Source organism: Methylobacterium sp. D54C, assembly GCF_053345595.1.
Genome location: NZ_JBKFAK010000003.1, coordinates 411,910 through 427,554 on the forward strand (window position 1 = coordinate 411,910; position 15,645 = coordinate 427,554).

A 15,645-nucleotide genomic window follows, 5' to 3' on the forward strand; every position below is an offset into this window, starting at 1 on the left:
GGCACTTCGTCGGCCGGGACAGGCTCGATGCGCCTGCCTGATAAGGGAAGGGGTCCGGCTTGTGAACTCGAGCGGGTGCCGACGCCCTGGCGAACGCGCGTGGATTCGCCTGGGCGATCCCGCGCGGCCCGGTGCGTCCGCGGGCAGCGTTACTCAGGTCTGGCGGCGCCTCGGCGTGACCGGGGGCGCCGACGAATCCAGCTCAGAGCCTGGCGCGAAAGCGTCCGCAAGAACAGCGCAAGATGTCGAGGCGGCATGTAACCCATCGTTAACCACGATCGACGCAGGATGGCGTCACTCCAATGGGATCGTCATCGATGCTGAACGCTGACCCGCTCGTGCCGCGCCCGAAGCTCGTCAATGCGGCTCTGCTCGCCCGCGCCCTCGACGGGCTCCGGCCGCAGGTCGCCTCGCCGGTCGAGATGTGGCAGCGCCTCACCGATCAGTACGTGGTCGACCTCGACGCGGTCGCGGCGCTCCTGCCCGCCGACGAGCCGGAGACGCGCTGGCTTCCCGCCCGCGACTGAGTCCGGCCCGGACGACATTGCACCTCGCAAGGGACGCGTCGTGCTGCGCTGGCACATGACGTGCTTCGAGTCTTCAGCAACCGGAGGAAGCGACCAGGCAACGACAACGCGGTGGCTCGCACGCCGGAGCACCCCGCGGACCTTTCGATCACTCGAAGCTGAGGTCCGTCATGTCGGAATTGCTCTCCGTTGCCCTCGTCTGTGCCGGCACGCTGCTGGCTCAGGACTGCTCGCGCGACACCGCCCTCGACGTCATCGTCGCGCCGGCGCACACGCCGATGGAATGCCTGATGCACGCCCAGACGATGGCCGCCCAGGCCGGGTTGCCCGGGGGCAGCGACCGGTACCTCAAGGTCGCCTGCGAGCATCGTCGGAGCGAGTCCGATCCGCGCCCGGTCATTCGCCGCGCCTCGTGACGGCGGGGGTGTGTCGGGCGATTCGGCACACCCGAATGTGATCGGCGCGGCGCGTGGTGCATCAAAGTCACGTCACGACAATTCTTGTTCGCATCCGCCTATCGGACAGTTGCCGCCTCCGGGAACGGGACCCATCCTGCACGGCCACGCTGATGCAACCCTCACTCCGGCATCCGCCAACGTTGCCGCCCCGATGGCCCGCGTGCCGGGCAGGGCTCAAGCGAGTGCCTGCCCGATGCTGTACGACGCGTTCGATCTGCAGACCGACATGGCCGCCCAGACCCGGGCGTGGGGGCGGCTGCTGAACGACATCTGGTCGCCCTGGGTCGGGTGGGGCGAGCCGGCGACCTGGATGTCCGCCGGGGCCCGGATGATGATGCGCGCGGGCCTGACCTTCGCGCGGCCGCCCTACGGCATCGAGTCGGTGAATGTCGGGAACCGGAGCGTCCCGGTCTCCGAGGAGGCGGTCGAGGTCACGCCCTTCGCCACGCTGCTCCACTTCAAGAAGGACATCCACACCGAGCAGCCCAAGGTGCTGATGGTGGCGCCGATGTCGGGCCACTTCGCCACGCTGCTCCGCGCCACCGTGCGCACGATGCTGCCCGATCACGACGTCTACATCACCGACTGGCACAACGCCCGGGACGTGCCGCTCTCCGACGGGACCTTCGGCTTCGACGACTACGTGAGCCACCTCATCCAGTTCCTGCGGACCATGGGCGAAGGCGCCCACATGGTGGCGGTGTGCCAGCCCGCCGTGCAGGCCCTGGTGGCCGCCGCCGCGATGGCGCAGTCGAAGGACCCGGCCGCCCCGCGCAGCATGACCCTCATGGCCGGCCCGGTGGATTGCCGGATCAACCCGACGGGCGTGAACGAACTCGCGACCTCCAAGCCGATCGAGTGGTTCGAGAAGAACCTGATCGCCACGGTGCCGTCGCGCCACAAGGGGGCCGGCCGCAAGGTCTATCCGGGTTTCGTGCAGGTCTCGGCCTTCATGGCGATGAACGCCAAGCGCCACATCCAGGGCCACGCCGACCTGTTCTGGCACATGGCCAACGGCGAGCACGACAAGGCCGAGGCGATCGAGACCTTCTACGACGAGTATTTCGCGGTGCTCGATCTCGCCGCCGATTTCTACCTCGAGACGGTCAAGACCGTGTTCCAGGACCACGCCCTGGCCCGGAACGCGGTGTCGTATCGGGGCGAGCCGATCGACCTGCGCGCGATCCGCCGCACGGCGCTGATGACGGTCGAGGGCGAGCGGGACGACATCTGCGCGGTCGGGCAGACCATGGCGGCCCACGACCTGTGCTCGGACCTCGCCCCGTACATGCGGACCCACCACCTCCAGGCCGGCGTGGGCCATTACGGCGTCTTCGCCGGGCGGCGCTGGGAGTCGCAGATCTACCCGCAGGTGCGCAACTTCATCCAGGCGCACAACTGACCGGCGCGCCGGTCGGGCCGCCGTCGCGCCGATTTGACCCGCCGACCCGCGCGGCCCACCATGCTAGGCACGTGTGACGGGGCCCGCCGGGGGCGGCTCCGTAGGCCACTCCTTCGGCGTGAGGCGGAACGGTCGGCGTGATCGGCAGCAACGGCACCGAGAGCAAGACCCGGGTGGGCGGAGCGGACGCGGCGTCCACGCGGCTCGACCGGCTGGTGGCGCAGGCGCGGGCGGCCGCCCTGTGGGAGCAGGCCTGGCCCGTGCTCTGGCGCGGCATCGGCGTCTTCCTGCTCTTCCTGGTCGTCTCCTGGGCGGGCGTGTGGCTCGACCTCACGCCGCTCTGGCGCCAGATCGGCCTCGGCGCCCTCGCCATCCTGCTCGTCGCCGCGCTGCTGCCGCTGATCCACATCGCCCGGCCGGACCGGCGCCTCGCCCTGGCGCGGCTCGACCGCGAGGCCGCCTCCCGCGATCCGAAGCTGCGGCACGGGCCGGCCTCGGCCGCCCAGGACAGCCTCGCCGTCGGCGCCGCCGATCCGGGGAGCCGGCTGCTGTGGGACCTCCACCAGCGCCGCGCCGCGCAGGCGATCTCGGCCCTGCGGGTCGGCCTGCCGCGGCCGGGCATGACCCGGCACGACCCCTTCGCGCTGCGCGCCGGCCTGGTGGTCGCGGCGGTCGCCAGCCTGTTCGTGGCCGGCCCCGAGTGGCGCCAGCGGATCGGCGCCGCCTTCGACTGGCAGGAGCCGGCGGCGCCCGGCCCGAACTTCCGCGTGGACGGCTGGATCGACCCGCCGCTCTACACGCGGCTTCCGCCGCTGCTGATCGCGATGGACGGGAGCGACCAGCACCTGCGCGCGCCTGTCAACGCGCAGCTGATCGTGCGGATCGCCGGCCAGGGCAAGGCCGCGTCCGAGACGACCCTCACGCCCAATGCCGGCCTCGTCCCGGTGCCGGGCCAGGAGGCGCGCCCCGACCTGCGCGAGGAGCGCTACCGCATCGTCGGCGGCGCCGCGCTGACGATCGTCACCCCGGCAGGCAAGCAGCGCCTCACGGTCGACGCGATCCCCGATCGGCCGCCGGAGGTGACCGCCGTGGGCGGCCCCGAGGTGAACGGGCGCGGCACCTTCAACCTGACCTACCGGGCGAAGGACGATTACGGGATCAGCTCGGCCGAGGCGGTGATCGAGCCGCTGAAGTCCGCGCGGGCCCTGGTCCCGGTGCCGCAGATCAACCTGGCGCTGCCGGGCGACGCGAGCGGCGACACCGATACCAAGACCCTCGTGGACCTCACCGAGAGCCCGTGGTCCGGCGCGAAGGTCCGCTACCACATCGTGGTCAAGGACGAGGCCGGCCAGGAGGGGCGCACGCCCGACACCGAGATCGTCCTGCCGGCGCGGCCGTTCCGCGAGCCGCTGGCGCGCGCGCTCGCCGAGCAGCGCCGCCGGCTCGTCATCGCGCCAGACACCGATCGCCGCTGGGTCCAGGGGGCGCTGGACGCCCTGCTGGTCGCGCCCGACACGTACACGCCGCAGCCCGCGATCTTCCTCGGCCTGCGGACCGCGACCGAGCGCCTGCGCCGCGCCCGCACGGATGCCGACCTCGTCGCGGTGGCCGACCTCCTCTGGGAGATGGCCCTCAAGATCGAGGACGGCGACCTGTCGGACGCCGAGAAGCAGCTCCGCCAGGCCCAGGACCGGCTGAAGGAGGCGATCGAGCGCAACGCGCCCGACGACGAGATCAAGCGCCTGACGCAGGACCTGAAGCAGGCGCTCGACAAGTTCCTGTCCGAGATGGCGCAGAAGCAGGGCCGCGAGCCCCGCGAGCAGAGCGAGCGCGGCCAGAGCAACGGGCAGACCAAGACCGTCACGCCGGAGGATCTCGACAAGATGATCCAGGACATGGCGGAGGCGATGAAGCGCGGCGACACCGCCGAGGCGCAGCGCCTGATGGAGCAGCTGCGCAATATCCTGGAGAATCTCCAGACCGCCGAGCGCGGCGGTCGCTCCGATCAGGCGTCCCGCGAGATGCAGAAGCAGATGCGCGATCTCGACGCGATGTCGCGCGAGCAGCAGGGCCTGCGCGACGAGACCTTCAAGGACGGCGAGGAGCAGCGCGACGGCCAGCGCCCGCAGAGCCGCGGCCAGCCGCAGCAGGGACAGCGCGGCCAGCAGGGCCAGGGGCAGCAGGGCCAGCGCCAGCAGGGTCAGAAGGGTCAGCAGGGGCAAGGCCAGCAGGGTCAGGGCCAACAGGGCCAGAAGGGTCAGGGACAGCAGGGCGAGGGCCAGCAGGGCGGCGTCGGCGAGCGCCAGCAGGCGCTCCGGCAGCGGCTGGAGGACCTTCAGAAGCGCATGAAGGAGAACGGCATGCGCGGCGAGCAGGGCCTCTCCGACGCCGAGGACGCCATGCGCGAGGCCGAGAACGCGCTGAAGGACGGCGATTCGGACGGCGCGGTCGACGCGCAGGGCCGCGCCCTCGACGGCCTCAAGCGCGGCGCCGACGGCATGGCCCAGCAGATGCAGGAGATGGCCGAGGGCCAGGGCGAGGGCCAGCAGGAGGGCGGCCAGCAGCCGGGCCAGCAGGGTCAGGCCGGCGCGCGCGACGACGATCCTCTCGGGCGCCCGACCCGCGGCCGCGACATGAGCGACGGGCGGGTCCGCGTCCCCACGGCCGACGAATCCGCGGTCCAGCGCGCCCGGCGCATCATGGAAGAGCTGCGGCGCAAGCTCGGCGACCCGAGTCGCCCCCGCGAGGAACTCGACTATTTCGAGCGCCTGCTCCGCCGCAACTGAGCGCCCGACACCTCAACGACGCGCCGAGCCGCATCGCGGCTCGCGCCCCACCCGGATCCCCGACCGCATGTCGTCCAACACCCTCGTCCTGATCGCCTGCCTCGCCGTCGCCGCGGTCCTGGTCGCGGGCCTCGCCAACATGATGCGCGGCGGCAGCGTGAACCTCTCGCAGAAGCTGATGCGCCTCCGGGTGCTCCTGCAGTTCGTCGCGATCGTGATCATCATGGGCGTGGTCTGGTGGCGCTCGGCATGAGGGCGTCGGGCCGGGTGTGACCGCGCCGCCGCACCGAACACCTTTCGATCCGGTGAAGGATGAATAGGCCGCCCCGCCGCGCGGGCCTCTGCTACGCTCGGTAGAAGCAAATCGCTGCGCCTAACCGGCCGAGCCCGCATGACTGCCCCTTCCCGCCTCCGTCTGTTCGGCCTTCTGACCGGGGCGGCGATTCTGCCGGCTTCGGCCGCCGACCTCGCGCCGCCGCCGCCCGCCGCCTACGCGGCCCCCGTCCAGCCGCTCAGCATCGTGTCGGAGATCCGGATCGGCGGCGCGGTGCAGGATCCCGGGAGCGCCGAGGGCAAGCTCCCCGGATTCAGCAAGGCGAACGTCAACGGCGAGATCCTGTTCGCCAAGCCGCGCATCAGCGACGATCCGTTCTGGCAGGCCTTCGTGCCGCGACCGACCGTCGGCGGCAGCTACAACACCGGCGGCCGGACCAGCTACGCCTATCTCGGCGCGACCTGGACGCTCGAGATCTTCCCCGAGACCTTCAACCGCCGCGTGTTCCTCGACGGGTTCTTCGGCGGCGTGGCCCATAACGGCTGGACCGGCCCGAAGGCCGAGACGCCCTACGGTTTCAACACCCTCGGCTGCTCGCCGATGTTCCGCGAGGCGGCCGCCCTGGGCTTCCGCCTGACGGAGCACTGGAGCATCATGGCGACGGTCGAGCACATGTCGAATGCCGGGCTCTGCGCCAACAACCGCGGCCTGACCAATTTCGGCGGCAAGATCGGCTACACGTTCTGAGGCACGCCACCCCGTGGTCAAGCTCAACCGCATCTACACGAGGACCGGCGACAAGGGGACGACCGCGCTGGCGGACGGGCAGCGGCGCTCGAAGGCGGACCTGCGGGTCGAGACCTACGGCACCGTCGACGAGACCAATGCCTGCATCGGCATGGCGCGCCTGCACACGCAGGGCCCCCTCGACGGGATGCTGGGGGCGATCCAGAACGACCTGTTCGACCTCGGCGCCGACCTCGCGACGCCGCCGACCCCCGAGCCCCTCCCCTACGAGCCGCTGCGGATCGTGGCGAGCCAGGTCGACCGGCTGGAGCGCGACATCGACGCGCTCAACGCCGCGATCCCGCCGCTGAAATCCTTCGTGCTGCCCGGCGGCTCGCCGGCTGCCGCGGCGCTGCACCTCGCCCGGACCGTCTGCCGGCGCGCCGAGCGGCTCGCGGTCAGCCTCGCTGCGCGGGAGGACGAGACGGTCTCGCCGGAGGCGCTGCGCTACCTCAACCGCCTGTCGGACTTCCTGTTCGTGGCGAGCCGGGCGGCGAACGGCGACGGGGCCGACGACGTGCTCTGGGTGCCCGGCGCCAATCGCTGAGCCGGCATCGCGGTTTTCGCGGGGCCGCCACGGCGCCGCGTTGACAAGGCGGAAATGTGGCCGTTACGGTCCGGCGCCTTGCGTGCCCCGGCCACGCTGCGCCTCGCGCGCCCGTGGGAGTGGCCTGCACGACGACAAGAATCCTCCGGGGAAGGATCGTGACCGCCATGAAGGTGCTGGTGCCCGTCAAGCGGGTGGTGGACTACAACGTCAAGATTCGCGTGAAGGCCGACGGCTCCGGCGTCGAGCTCGCCAACGTCAAGATGTCCATGAACCCCTTCGACGAGATCGCCGTCGAGGAGGCGATCCGCCTGAAGGAGAAGGGCAAGGTCACCGAGATCGTGGCCGTGTCGATCGGCCCGCAGCAGGCGCAGGAGACGCTGCGCACGGCACTCGCCATGGGCGCCGACCGGGCGATCCTGGTGAAGACCGACGTGAACTGCGAGCCGCTCGCCGTCGCGAAGCTCCTGAAGGCCGTCGTCGAGAAGGAGAGCCCGGAGCTCGTCATCCTCGGCAAGCAGGCGATCGACGACGACTCGAACCAGACCGGCCAGATGCTCGCCGCCCTGCTCGGCTGGCCTCAGGGCACCTTCGCGTACAAGATCGAGCCCGGCGAGGGCAGCCTCGACGTCACCCGCGAGGTCGACGGCGGCCTGCAGACCGTGAGCCTCAAGCTGCCGGCCATCGTGACGACGGACCTGCGCCTCAACGAGCCGCGCTACGCGTCGCTGCCCAACATCATGAAGGCCAAGAAGAAGCCCCTGGAGGAGCTGGCACCCGACGCGCTCGGCGTCGACGTCACGCCGCGGCTCACGGTGCTGAAGACCGCCGAACCGCCGGGCCGCTCGGCCGGCGTGAAGGTCGCCTCCGCGGCCGAGCTCGTCCAGAAGCTCAAGGTCGAAGCCGGCGTCATCTGATCCGAGGCGGGGCTCCCGGTCGACGGTCGAGCCCCGCGCCACCACCTTCGAGGGCACCAGCAGACCATGACGACACTCCTCTTCGTCGAGCACGGCAACGGCCAGATCAAGGACAGCACGCTGAAGGCGCTCGCCGCCGCCAAGGAGATCGGCGCGCCGGTCCACGCCCTCGTGCTGGGCACCGGCTCCAAGGCCGTGGCCGAGGCCGCGGGCAAGCTCGACGGCGTCGAGAAGGTCCTGAACGCCGAGGACGGCGTCTACGACCACGACCTCGCCGAGCCGGTCTCGGCGCTCATCGCCGCCATCGCCGAGCCCTACGACACGATCATCGCCTCGGCCTCGACCACGGGCAAGAACGTGCTGCCGCGCGTGGCCGCCCTGCTCGACGTCGCGCAGGTCTCCGACATCATCAAGGTGGTCTCGCCCGACACGTTCGAGCGGCCGATCTACGCCGGCAACGCCATCCAGACCGTGCAGGCGCCCGCCGGCAAGAAGGTGATCACCGTGCGCACGGCGGCCTTCAAGGCGGCCGAAGAGGGCGGCGCCCCGGCACCGGTGGAGGCCGTCTCGGCGGCCGCGCCCGAGGCGGGCGGCTCGAGCTTCAAGGGCGAGGAGATCGCCAAGTCCGACCGGCCGGAATTGGCCTCGGCGCGGATCATCGTCTCCGGCGGCCGCTCGCTCGGCTCCTCGGACAAGTTCCACGAGCTGATCGAGCCGCTGGCCGACTCGCTGGGCGCCGCCGTCGGCGCCTCGCGCGCCGCCGTGGACGCGGGCTACGCGCCGAACGACTGGCAGGTGGGGCAGACCGGCAAGGTCGTGGCGCCGGACCTCTACGTCGCGGTGGGCATCTCGGGCGCGATCCAGCACCTCGCCGGCATGAAGGACTCGAAGGTCATCGTCGCCATCAACAAGGATGAGGACGCGCCGATCTTCCAGGTGGCCGATTACGGCCTCGTCGGCGACCTGTTCCAGGTCGTTCCCGAGCTGCAATCCGAGATCGGCAAAGCCAAGGGCCAGTAACGGCACCGGATCTGGCAACCCGCGAGCATTGTCGCAGAACGCGGCTTCACGGGTTCCTTCCGGATCGAGGATTGGTCTAGAAGGCAGCAGCGGCGAGACTTCGCGCGGTGCCGTCGCGTCCGTGCCGTCCAGAGAGCTGGGCGGCAGCGCTGCGGCATCCGCCTTGGGGGCACAGGTCGGCACATGCATATGGAGATCAAGCGGGTCGGCATCGTCGGCGCGGGCCAGATGGGCAGCGGCATCGCGCAGGTCTGCGCCACCGCCGGCTTCGAGGTTCTGCTGAACGACCGCGATCCCGCCCGGCTCGAGAATGGACTGTCGGTGATCGAGGGCAGCCTCGCGCGCCTCGTCACGAAGGGCACGCTCACCGAGGGCGACAGCGGCGAGGCCCGCTCGCGCATCGTCCCCGCCCGCGACTTCGCCGCCCTCGGCCCGTGCGATCTCGTCATCGAGGCGGCGACCGAGAACGAGGCGACCAAGCGCGAGATCTTCACCACGCTGTGCGGGTCGCTGCGGCCGGAGACCCTGGTGGCGACCAACACGTCGTCGATCTCCATCACCCGGCTGGCGGCGGCGACCGACCGGCCGGAGAAGTTCATCGGCATCCACTTCATGAACCCGGTGCCGGTGATGCAGCTCGTCGAGCTGATCCGCGGCATCGCCACCGAGGACACGACCTACGAGTCGGCCAAGGCGTTCATCGCGAAGCTCGGCAAGACGTCGACGATGTCGGAGGATTTCCCGGCCTTCATCGTCAACCGGATCCTGCTGCCGATGATCAATGAGGCGATCTACACGCTCTACGAGGGCGTGGGATCGGTCGAGTCGATCGACACCGCCATGAAGCTCGGCGCGAACCACCCGATGGGCCCGCTGCAGCTGGCCGACTTCATCGGCCTCGATACCTGCCTCTCGGTCATGCAGGTTCTCTACGAGGGCCTCGCCGATTCGAAGTACCGACCCTGCCCGCTCCTAGTGAAGTACGTCGAGGCCGGCTGGCTCGGCCGGAAGGCCAAGCGCGGCTTCTACGATTACCGCGGCCCGACGCCGATCCCGACCCGCTGAGAGGGTCGGCCGCGGGACGGCGCATCCCGTCCCGCGCTCGACGCCTTACTTCGGCGCGCCGTTCGCGCCCGGCTGAGCCGGCTGCGGATAGGACGGGTTGCCGCCCGGAACGGCGGTGCTGTTCGACGGCGACGACCCGCCGGACTGGCCGTTGACCGAGCCCGTCACCTCCTTGCGCGACGCGTCCTGGCTCTGGCTGGCGTAGTCCTTCGGCGAGTTGGCGCCGTTCCACGTGAGCAGGCCCACGGTGGCGATCGCCAGCAGGACGAGGCTCGCCACCAAGACCCAGAGCACCGGCTTGCCGCGCTCGCCCTGGCGGCTCTCGTTGGGGTTCAGTCTCTCGGCCATGTGCAAAACCTTCCTCGGCGGGACGCCACACGCCGGAACGGGCGCTGTGCGACACGATCTCGTTACCGGCCGCCAACGCGGGGCTGCCGAGGCAGGTTCCTGACGGGGCCGGCTCAGCGGCCGGTCGTCAGCAGGATTTTGCCGAGATGGGCGCTCGATTCCATCAGCTCGTGCGCCGCCCGCGCCTCTTCGAGCGGGAACGTGGCGTGGGTGACGGACCGGATGCGTCCGGCCTCGAGCTCGGGCCAGATGTCCCGGCGGAGACCGTCGGCGATCGCGGCCTTGTCGGCCTTCCCGCGCGGCCGGAGCGTCGAGCCGGTGAAGGTCAGGCGGTTGCGCATGATCGGCGTGATGTTCAGCCCGTCGACCTTGTAGCCGCCCATCAGCGCGATCATCACCAGCCGCCCGTCCGGTGCCAGCGACTTGAGGTTCCGGGCGAGGTAGCTGGCGCCGATCATGTCGAGGATGACGTCGACGCCGCGCCCGTCGGTGAGGCGCTTCAGTTCCTCGGCGAAGTCGGCCTGCTTGTAGTCGATCGCGGCATCCGCCCCGAGATCCTCGCAGAACCGGCACTTCTCGGCGGAGCCCGCCGTCGCGAAGACCCGGGCGCCGACATGCTTGGCGATCTGGATCGCCGTGGCGCCGATGCCGCTCGACCCGCCGTGGACGAGGAAGCTCTCGCCGCGCGTCAGGCGGCCGCGCTGGACCACGTTGGAGTAGACCGTGAAGAAGGTCTCCGGCAGACCGCCGGCATCGACCAGCGAGACGGCCTTCGGTCGCGGCAGGCAGTGGGCCGCCTCGGCCACGGCGTACTCGGCGTAGCCGCCGCTGATCACCAGGGCGCAGACCTCGTCGCCGGCCGACAGGCCCTCGACCCCGCTGCCGAGCGCGACCACACGGCCGGCGACTTCGAGGCCGGGAATCTCGGTGGCGCCGGGCGGCGGCGGGTACACCCCGGACCGCTGCGCGACGTCGGGCCGGTTCACGCCGGCCGCCACCACCTCGATCAGGACCTGGCCGGGTCCCGGGCTCGGCACGGGCGCGTTCTCCAGGCTGATCACCTCCGGTCCGCCGGAACCCGCGTAGCGGATCTGGCGCATGGTCCCGGGCAGGTCGGTGGTGGCCATCAGCGATTGTCCTCAGCGCGCACGTCGTCTCGGCCGCGCTCACGGTGTCGCGGTCCGGCTCTACTTGCGGCAACGGGCGCGCTTGGCAAGCCGCGCGCCCGTTGCCGGTCCGGAGAGCCGCCTAGCGGGCCGCCGCCTTCACGGCCGCCGGGAGCACGATCGCGCCCTGCGCGAGGCTCTTCGGCCAGACCGCGACCTGCTTGCCGTCCTGCCACTGCGCCATCAGGCCGGTGACGAAGCCCGGCCCGTACTTGATCGAGTGGGTGAATTGGTCGTCCTTGCCGTAGAACTGCGTGCGCCCGACGGTGCCGACCCAGTCGGTCTTCTCCAGGGCGTCGACCAGCTTGTCGGCCTCCGTGGTGCCGGCCCGCTTCACCGCGTCGGCGGCGTAGTAGACCTGATCGTAGGCCATGTACCCGGCGTAGGACGGGTCGCTGCCGAAGCGCTTCTTGAACGCGGCGCTGAAGGAGAGCGACTTGTCGGTGATCGCCGCGCCCGGCACCGCGATGCTCTGGAAGATCACGCCCTGGGTCGCGCCGTTGGTGTTCGACCAGAAGGTCGAGGAGGTCGCCTGCGAGTTCATGCCGGTCATGGCGAGCGGCACCTTCTGGTTCTGCCACTGCACGGTCGGCTGCACGCCGACATGCGAGATGCCGGTGACGATCAGGTCGGGCTTGGCCGCCTCGATCTTGTTGTAGATCGGCGTGAAGTCGCCCGTGTCCGGCGAGAAGCGGATGTGGTCGACGACCTTCACGCCGATCTCGGGCAGGCACTTCTCGTAGCCGACGTCGAGAGGCCGGGTCCAGGCCGCGTCCTCGCTCATGATCGCGGCGGTCTTCACCTTCATCAGGTCGATCAGCATGTCCTTGGTGGAATCGCAGATGGACTGGGCGAGCGCCGCCGAGGTCAGGTAGCCGTGGAAGGTGTACTTGTTGCGCGCGTAGTCCTTGTGGACCGCGGCGCTGATCTCGTTCGAGGCAGCGCCGGGCGTGATCATCGGCGTCTTGAGCCGGGCCGCCCAGGGCATCAGCGCCAGCACGACCTCGGAGATGTAGCTGGCGATGACGAGGTTGACCTTGTCCTCGGAGACCGCCCGCTGGAAGGCTCGGACCGCGTCGGAGGCCGAGGACTTGTCGTCGTAGGTGACGACCTGGATCTGGCGCCCGTCGACGCCGCCCTGGGCGTTGATCTCGTCGGCGGCGAGCTGGACGGCCTGCGGGATCGAGGCCCCGACCACCGACTGCGCCTCGGCGATCACCCCGATCCTGATCGGATCGGCGGCCCGCGCCTGCGTCGATCCCAGTAATCCGGCCACTGCGAGAAGGGCCAGGGCCCGGCTCGAGACGCTGCGTTCCATCGGCATGGGCTTCCTCCTGCGGCCCGTGCGGCTTTTGCCGCCGCATCGGGTCCAGGGCAGGATAGTGCAGCACGCGGATGCTTGAATACAGTGTGCAGATACGGAAAGCCGTGACAGACGGGCCCTCACCTGTCCGCACGTCTGAAGATCAGGCTCAGATTGTTGGCGGGCATGGCGACGCGCCGGACCAGGCTGAGCCCGTGCCGGGCCGCTTCCGCCGCGACGGCGTCGAGGTCCCGCACGCCCCAGGCGGGATCCCGCGCGCGTAAGGAGGCGTCGAAGGCGGCGTTGCTCTCCGCGAACGACCGGTCCGCCTCGCGGAACGGCCCGTACAGGAACAGGACGCCGCCCGCGCTCAGGACGCGTCCGGCGCCGGCCATCAAGCCCTCGGTGGCGGCCCAGGGCGCGATATGGATCATGTTGATGCACACGATCCCGTCGACCCGCGCGACGGGCCACGCCGCGGCGGCGGCGTCGAGCGCGAGCGGCGGCCGGATGTTGGCGAGGCCGGCCCGGAACGCGTGCGCGGCGATGCTGCGCCGGGCGGCGGGTTCGGGATCGCTCGGCAGCCAGTCCAGGCCCGGCAGGGCCGCGGCGACGTGGACCGCGTGCTCACCGGAGCCGCTGGCGATCTCCAGAACGGTGCCTCTGTCGGGCAGGATCTCGCGGAGCACGGCCAGGATCGCGTCGCGGTTGCGCGCGACGGCCGGCGCCGTCAGGGCCTCGTTGACGTCGACGTCCCAGCCGAGCATGGAGGCCTTCCATCGATCTGCGCAGTCCGTCGACGGGATGGCGGCCGGACGCGTCACGCACCCATATTGCGCGGGCGGACCCGTTGCCATACCGCATTCCAACGGTGTTCTGCCCGTTCGACGCGCTGTTCGCGCCCGCCGCCGCGTCTCTCGCGGTGCGAACCGTTCCGATCGGCCCGGCAGGGTTGAGAGCGCCGCCCCACTTCCGGACTTGCCGTCCTCCGAGACGTCCAGGGATTCGCCCATCGTGCCCGACCCGCAAGCCGCCCGGACACTACCCAAGGTCGCGACCGGCATCACCGGTTTCGACGACCTGACCCATGGCGGTCTGCCGGCCGGGCGGCCGACGCTCATCTGCGGCGCCGCGGGCTGCGGCAAGACGCTGTTCGCCACGACCTTCCTGGTCAACGGCGCGACGCTCTACGGCGAGCCCGGCGTGTTCATGAGCTTCGAGGAGCGGGCCGAGGATCTGGCGGCGAACGTCGCGTCGCTCGGCTACGACCTCGACGGTCTCGTCGCCGCGGGCCATCTCGCCATCGACCACGTGCGCGTGGAGCGGAGCGAGATCGAGGAGACCGGAGAGTACGACCTCGAGGGCCTGTTCATCCGCCTCGGCTTCGCGGTGGACTCGATCGGGGCCAAGCGCGTCGTCCTCGACACGATCGAGACACTTTTCGCGGGCTGCACCGATCCGACCCTGCTCCGCGCCGAGCTGCGCCGCCTGTTCGGCTGGATCAAGGATCGCGGCCTGACCGCGATCATCACGGGCGAGCGCGGCGAGGGTCCGCTCACCCGCCAGGGCCTGGAGGAGTACGTCTCCGACTGCGTCGTGCTGCTCGACAACCGCGTCGAGGACCAGATCACGACGCGGCGGCTGCGCGTCGTCAAGTATCGCGGCTCCGCCCATGGCACCAACGAGTACCCGTTCCTGATCGATCACGCCGGGATCAGTGTGCTGCCGGTGACCTCGGCGGATCTCGCCTACGCGGTGCCCGACGGCATCCTCTCGACCGGGATCGCCGGGCTCGACGCCATGCTGGGACCGCGGGGCTTCCATCGCGGCTCCGGGATCTTGATCTCCGGGGAGGCCGGGACCGGGAAGAGCATGCTCGCCGCCTCAATCCTCGACGCGGCCTGCCGGCGCGGCGAGCGCTGCATGGCCTTCGTGTTCGAGGAGAGCGGGGCCCAGATCATCCGCAACGCGCGCTCGATCGGGCTCGACCTCGCCGCGCACGTGGCGAGCGGCCGCCTCCGCTTCGAGGCCGCGCGGCCGAGCCTGTTCGGCCTGGAGACGCATCTCGCGCGGATGCATCGCGACCTCGACCAGTTCCGGCCGGACGTGGTGGTGATCGACCCGATCTCGGCCCTTCGCGGGCCGGCGGGCGAGTTGCAGGCGACCCTCCTGCGCATGATCGACCTGATGAAGGTCCGCGGCGTCACGGCGATCTTCACGACCCTCCGCGGCGACGGGTCCCTGGTCGAGGACAACGATCTCGGCGTGTCCTCCCTGATGGATGCCTGGATCAAGCTCCAGAACATGGAGGCGAACGGCGAGCGGACGCGGACCCTCTACGTCATCAAGGCGCGGGGTATGAGCCACTCCAACCAGATCCGTGAATTTCTGATGTCGTCGGGCGGGATCCAGTTGGTGGATGCCTATATTGGTCCTTCAGGTGTTCTCACCGGCACCGCGCGCCTGGTTCAGGAGGCTCAGGAACGCGCGGCCGCGCAGCAGCACCGGGACGCGACCGAGCGCCGGCTCCGGGATATGGCGCGCCGGCGCTCCGCCCTGGAGCGCCAGATCGAGGAGCTCAGGGCCGGTCTCGAGGCGGCCGTGGACGAGGAGGAGAGCCTGCGCGCCGAGGACGCGGCGCGGGGCGTTATGCTCGCGGCGGAGCAGCAGGCGTTGATCGCACGACGGAGTGCCGCGGAATGAGCGATGCGACATCGGACGACCCGGCACCCGAGACGGATCCCGACCGCGATTCCGGCCACTATCACCTGCGCCTCTACGTCGCCGGGCAGACGGCCAAGTCTCTCGCCGCGCTCACCAACCTGAAGCGGTTCTGCGAGGAGCACTTGGCCGGCCACTACGACATCGAGGTCATCGACCTCATGAAGAATCCGCAGCTCGCCGCCGGCGATCAGATCCTCGCGATCCCGACCCTCGTGCGCCGCCTGCCGTCGCCGCTCAAGCGGATCATCGGCGACCTGTCGAACACCGAGAAGGTTCTGGTCGGCCTCGACATCCGTCCCAAGGCCGATCGGCCTTGAGCGCG

Annotated in this window: 16 protein-coding genes; 12 read left to right on the plus strand and 4 right to left on the minus strand. The window is 70.5% G+C overall.

Annotated elements, in window-relative coordinates; all coding sequences use genetic code 11:
• Window positions 1-317: 317 nt before the first annotated feature.
• The 10 genes from ACLBYB_RS11025 to ACLBYB_RS11070 all read left to right on the plus strand — a co-directional run bounded on the left by ACLBYB_RS11025 (window position 318) and on the right by ACLBYB_RS11070 (window position 9,782).
• On the plus strand, window positions 318-527 hold the full coding sequence (locus tag ACLBYB_RS11025) for a hypothetical protein (protein WP_020091857.1): 210 nt from the start codon (window positions 318-320) through the stop codon (window positions 525-527).
• 170 nt (window positions 528-697) lie between these two features.
• Window positions 698-943 carry a hypothetical protein gene (locus ACLBYB_RS11030; RefSeq protein WP_020091856.1) on the plus strand — a complete coding sequence of 82 codons (246 nt, stop codon included), beginning with the start codon at window positions 698-700 and terminating at the stop codon, window positions 941-943.
• A 235-nt stretch (window positions 944-1,178) separates the two neighbouring features.
• Entirely contained in the window at window positions 1,179-2,387 is a 1,209-nt protein-coding gene (locus ACLBYB_RS11035; RefSeq protein WP_447698774.1) for a polyhydroxyalkanoate depolymerase, read from the plus strand.
• Between the two features lie 137 nt (window positions 2,388-2,524).
• On the plus strand, window positions 2,525-5,173 hold the full coding sequence (locus ACLBYB_RS11040; protein ID WP_447698775.1) for a TIGR02302 family protein: 2,649 nt from the start codon (window positions 2,525-2,527) through the stop codon (window positions 5,171-5,173).
• Between the two features lie 67 nt (window positions 5,174-5,240).
• Complete coding sequence (locus ACLBYB_RS11045; RefSeq protein WP_020091853.1) at window positions 5,241-5,426, plus strand: twin transmembrane helix small protein; 186 nt, start codon at window positions 5,241-5,243, stop codon at window positions 5,424-5,426.
• A gap of 138 nt (window positions 5,427-5,564) precedes the next feature.
• Window positions 5,565-6,194, plus strand: a complete 630-nt coding sequence (locus ACLBYB_RS11050; protein ID WP_056528353.1) for an acyloxyacyl hydrolase — start codon at window positions 5,565-5,567, stop codon at window positions 6,192-6,194.
• A gap of 13 nt (window positions 6,195-6,207) precedes the next feature.
• A complete protein-coding gene (locus ACLBYB_RS11055; protein WP_056528350.1) occupies window positions 6,208-6,780 on the plus strand; it encodes a cob(I)yrinic acid a,c-diamide adenosyltransferase in 573 nt (190 codons plus the stop codon).
• 167 nt (window positions 6,781-6,947) lie between these two features.
• Window positions 6,948-7,697: an electron transfer flavoprotein subunit beta/FixA family protein gene (locus ACLBYB_RS11060; RefSeq protein WP_056528346.1), complete on the plus strand. Its 750-nt coding sequence runs from the start codon at window positions 6,948-6,950 to the stop codon at window positions 7,695-7,697.
• A 66-nt stretch (window positions 7,698-7,763) separates the two neighbouring features.
• Window positions 7,764-8,717 carry an electron transfer flavoprotein subunit alpha/FixB family protein gene (locus ACLBYB_RS11065; RefSeq protein WP_056528343.1) on the plus strand — a complete coding sequence of 318 codons (954 nt, stop codon included), beginning with the start codon at window positions 7,764-7,766 and terminating at the stop codon, window positions 8,715-8,717.
• A gap of 183 nt (window positions 8,718-8,900) precedes the next feature.
• Window positions 8,901-9,782 (plus strand): 3-hydroxybutyryl-CoA dehydrogenase, encoded by an 882-nt coding sequence (locus tag ACLBYB_RS11070; RefSeq protein WP_447698776.1) that lies wholly within the window; start codon window positions 8,901-8,903, stop codon window positions 9,780-9,782.
• A gap of 45 nt (window positions 9,783-9,827) precedes the next feature.
• On the opposite strand, the gene ACLBYB_RS11075 is transcribed toward ACLBYB_RS11070, so the two are convergent.
• The 4 genes from ACLBYB_RS11075 to ACLBYB_RS11090 form a co-directional block, all read right to left on the minus strand.
• A complete protein-coding gene (locus ACLBYB_RS11075; protein ID WP_020091847.1) occupies window positions 9,828-10,130 on the minus strand; it encodes a hypothetical protein in 303 nt (100 codons plus the stop codon).
• 113 nt (window positions 10,131-10,243) lie between these two features.
• Complete coding sequence (locus tag ACLBYB_RS11080) at window positions 10,244-11,257, minus strand: NAD(P)H-quinone oxidoreductase (protein WP_091677170.1); 1,014 nt, start codon at window positions 11,255-11,257, stop codon at window positions 10,244-10,246.
• Between the two features lie 121 nt (window positions 11,258-11,378).
• Window positions 11,379-12,620, minus strand: a complete 1,242-nt coding sequence (locus tag ACLBYB_RS11085) for an ABC transporter substrate-binding protein (protein ID WP_447698777.1) — start codon at window positions 12,618-12,620, stop codon at window positions 11,379-11,381.
• A gap of 119 nt (window positions 12,621-12,739) precedes the next feature.
• Complete coding sequence (locus ACLBYB_RS11090; protein WP_447698778.1) at window positions 12,740-13,366, minus strand: DUF938 domain-containing protein; 627 nt, start codon at window positions 13,364-13,366, stop codon at window positions 12,740-12,742.
• Window positions 13,367-13,613: 247 nt separating this feature from the next.
• Here ACLBYB_RS11090 and kaiC point away from each other — a divergent pair, with 247 nt between their 5' ends.
• Window positions 13,614-15,302, plus strand: coding sequence for a circadian clock protein KaiC (gene kaiC, locus ACLBYB_RS11095; protein ID WP_447698779.1), 1,689 nt, complete (start codon window positions 13,614-13,616; stop codon window positions 15,300-15,302).
• A complete protein-coding gene (locus tag ACLBYB_RS11100) occupies window positions 15,299-15,640 on the plus strand; it encodes a circadian clock KaiB family protein (RefSeq protein WP_331317765.1) in 342 nt (113 codons plus the stop codon). Before kaiC ends, ACLBYB_RS11100 begins: the two co-directional genes overlap by 4 nt.
• Window positions 15,641-15,645 lie beyond the last annotated feature (5 nt).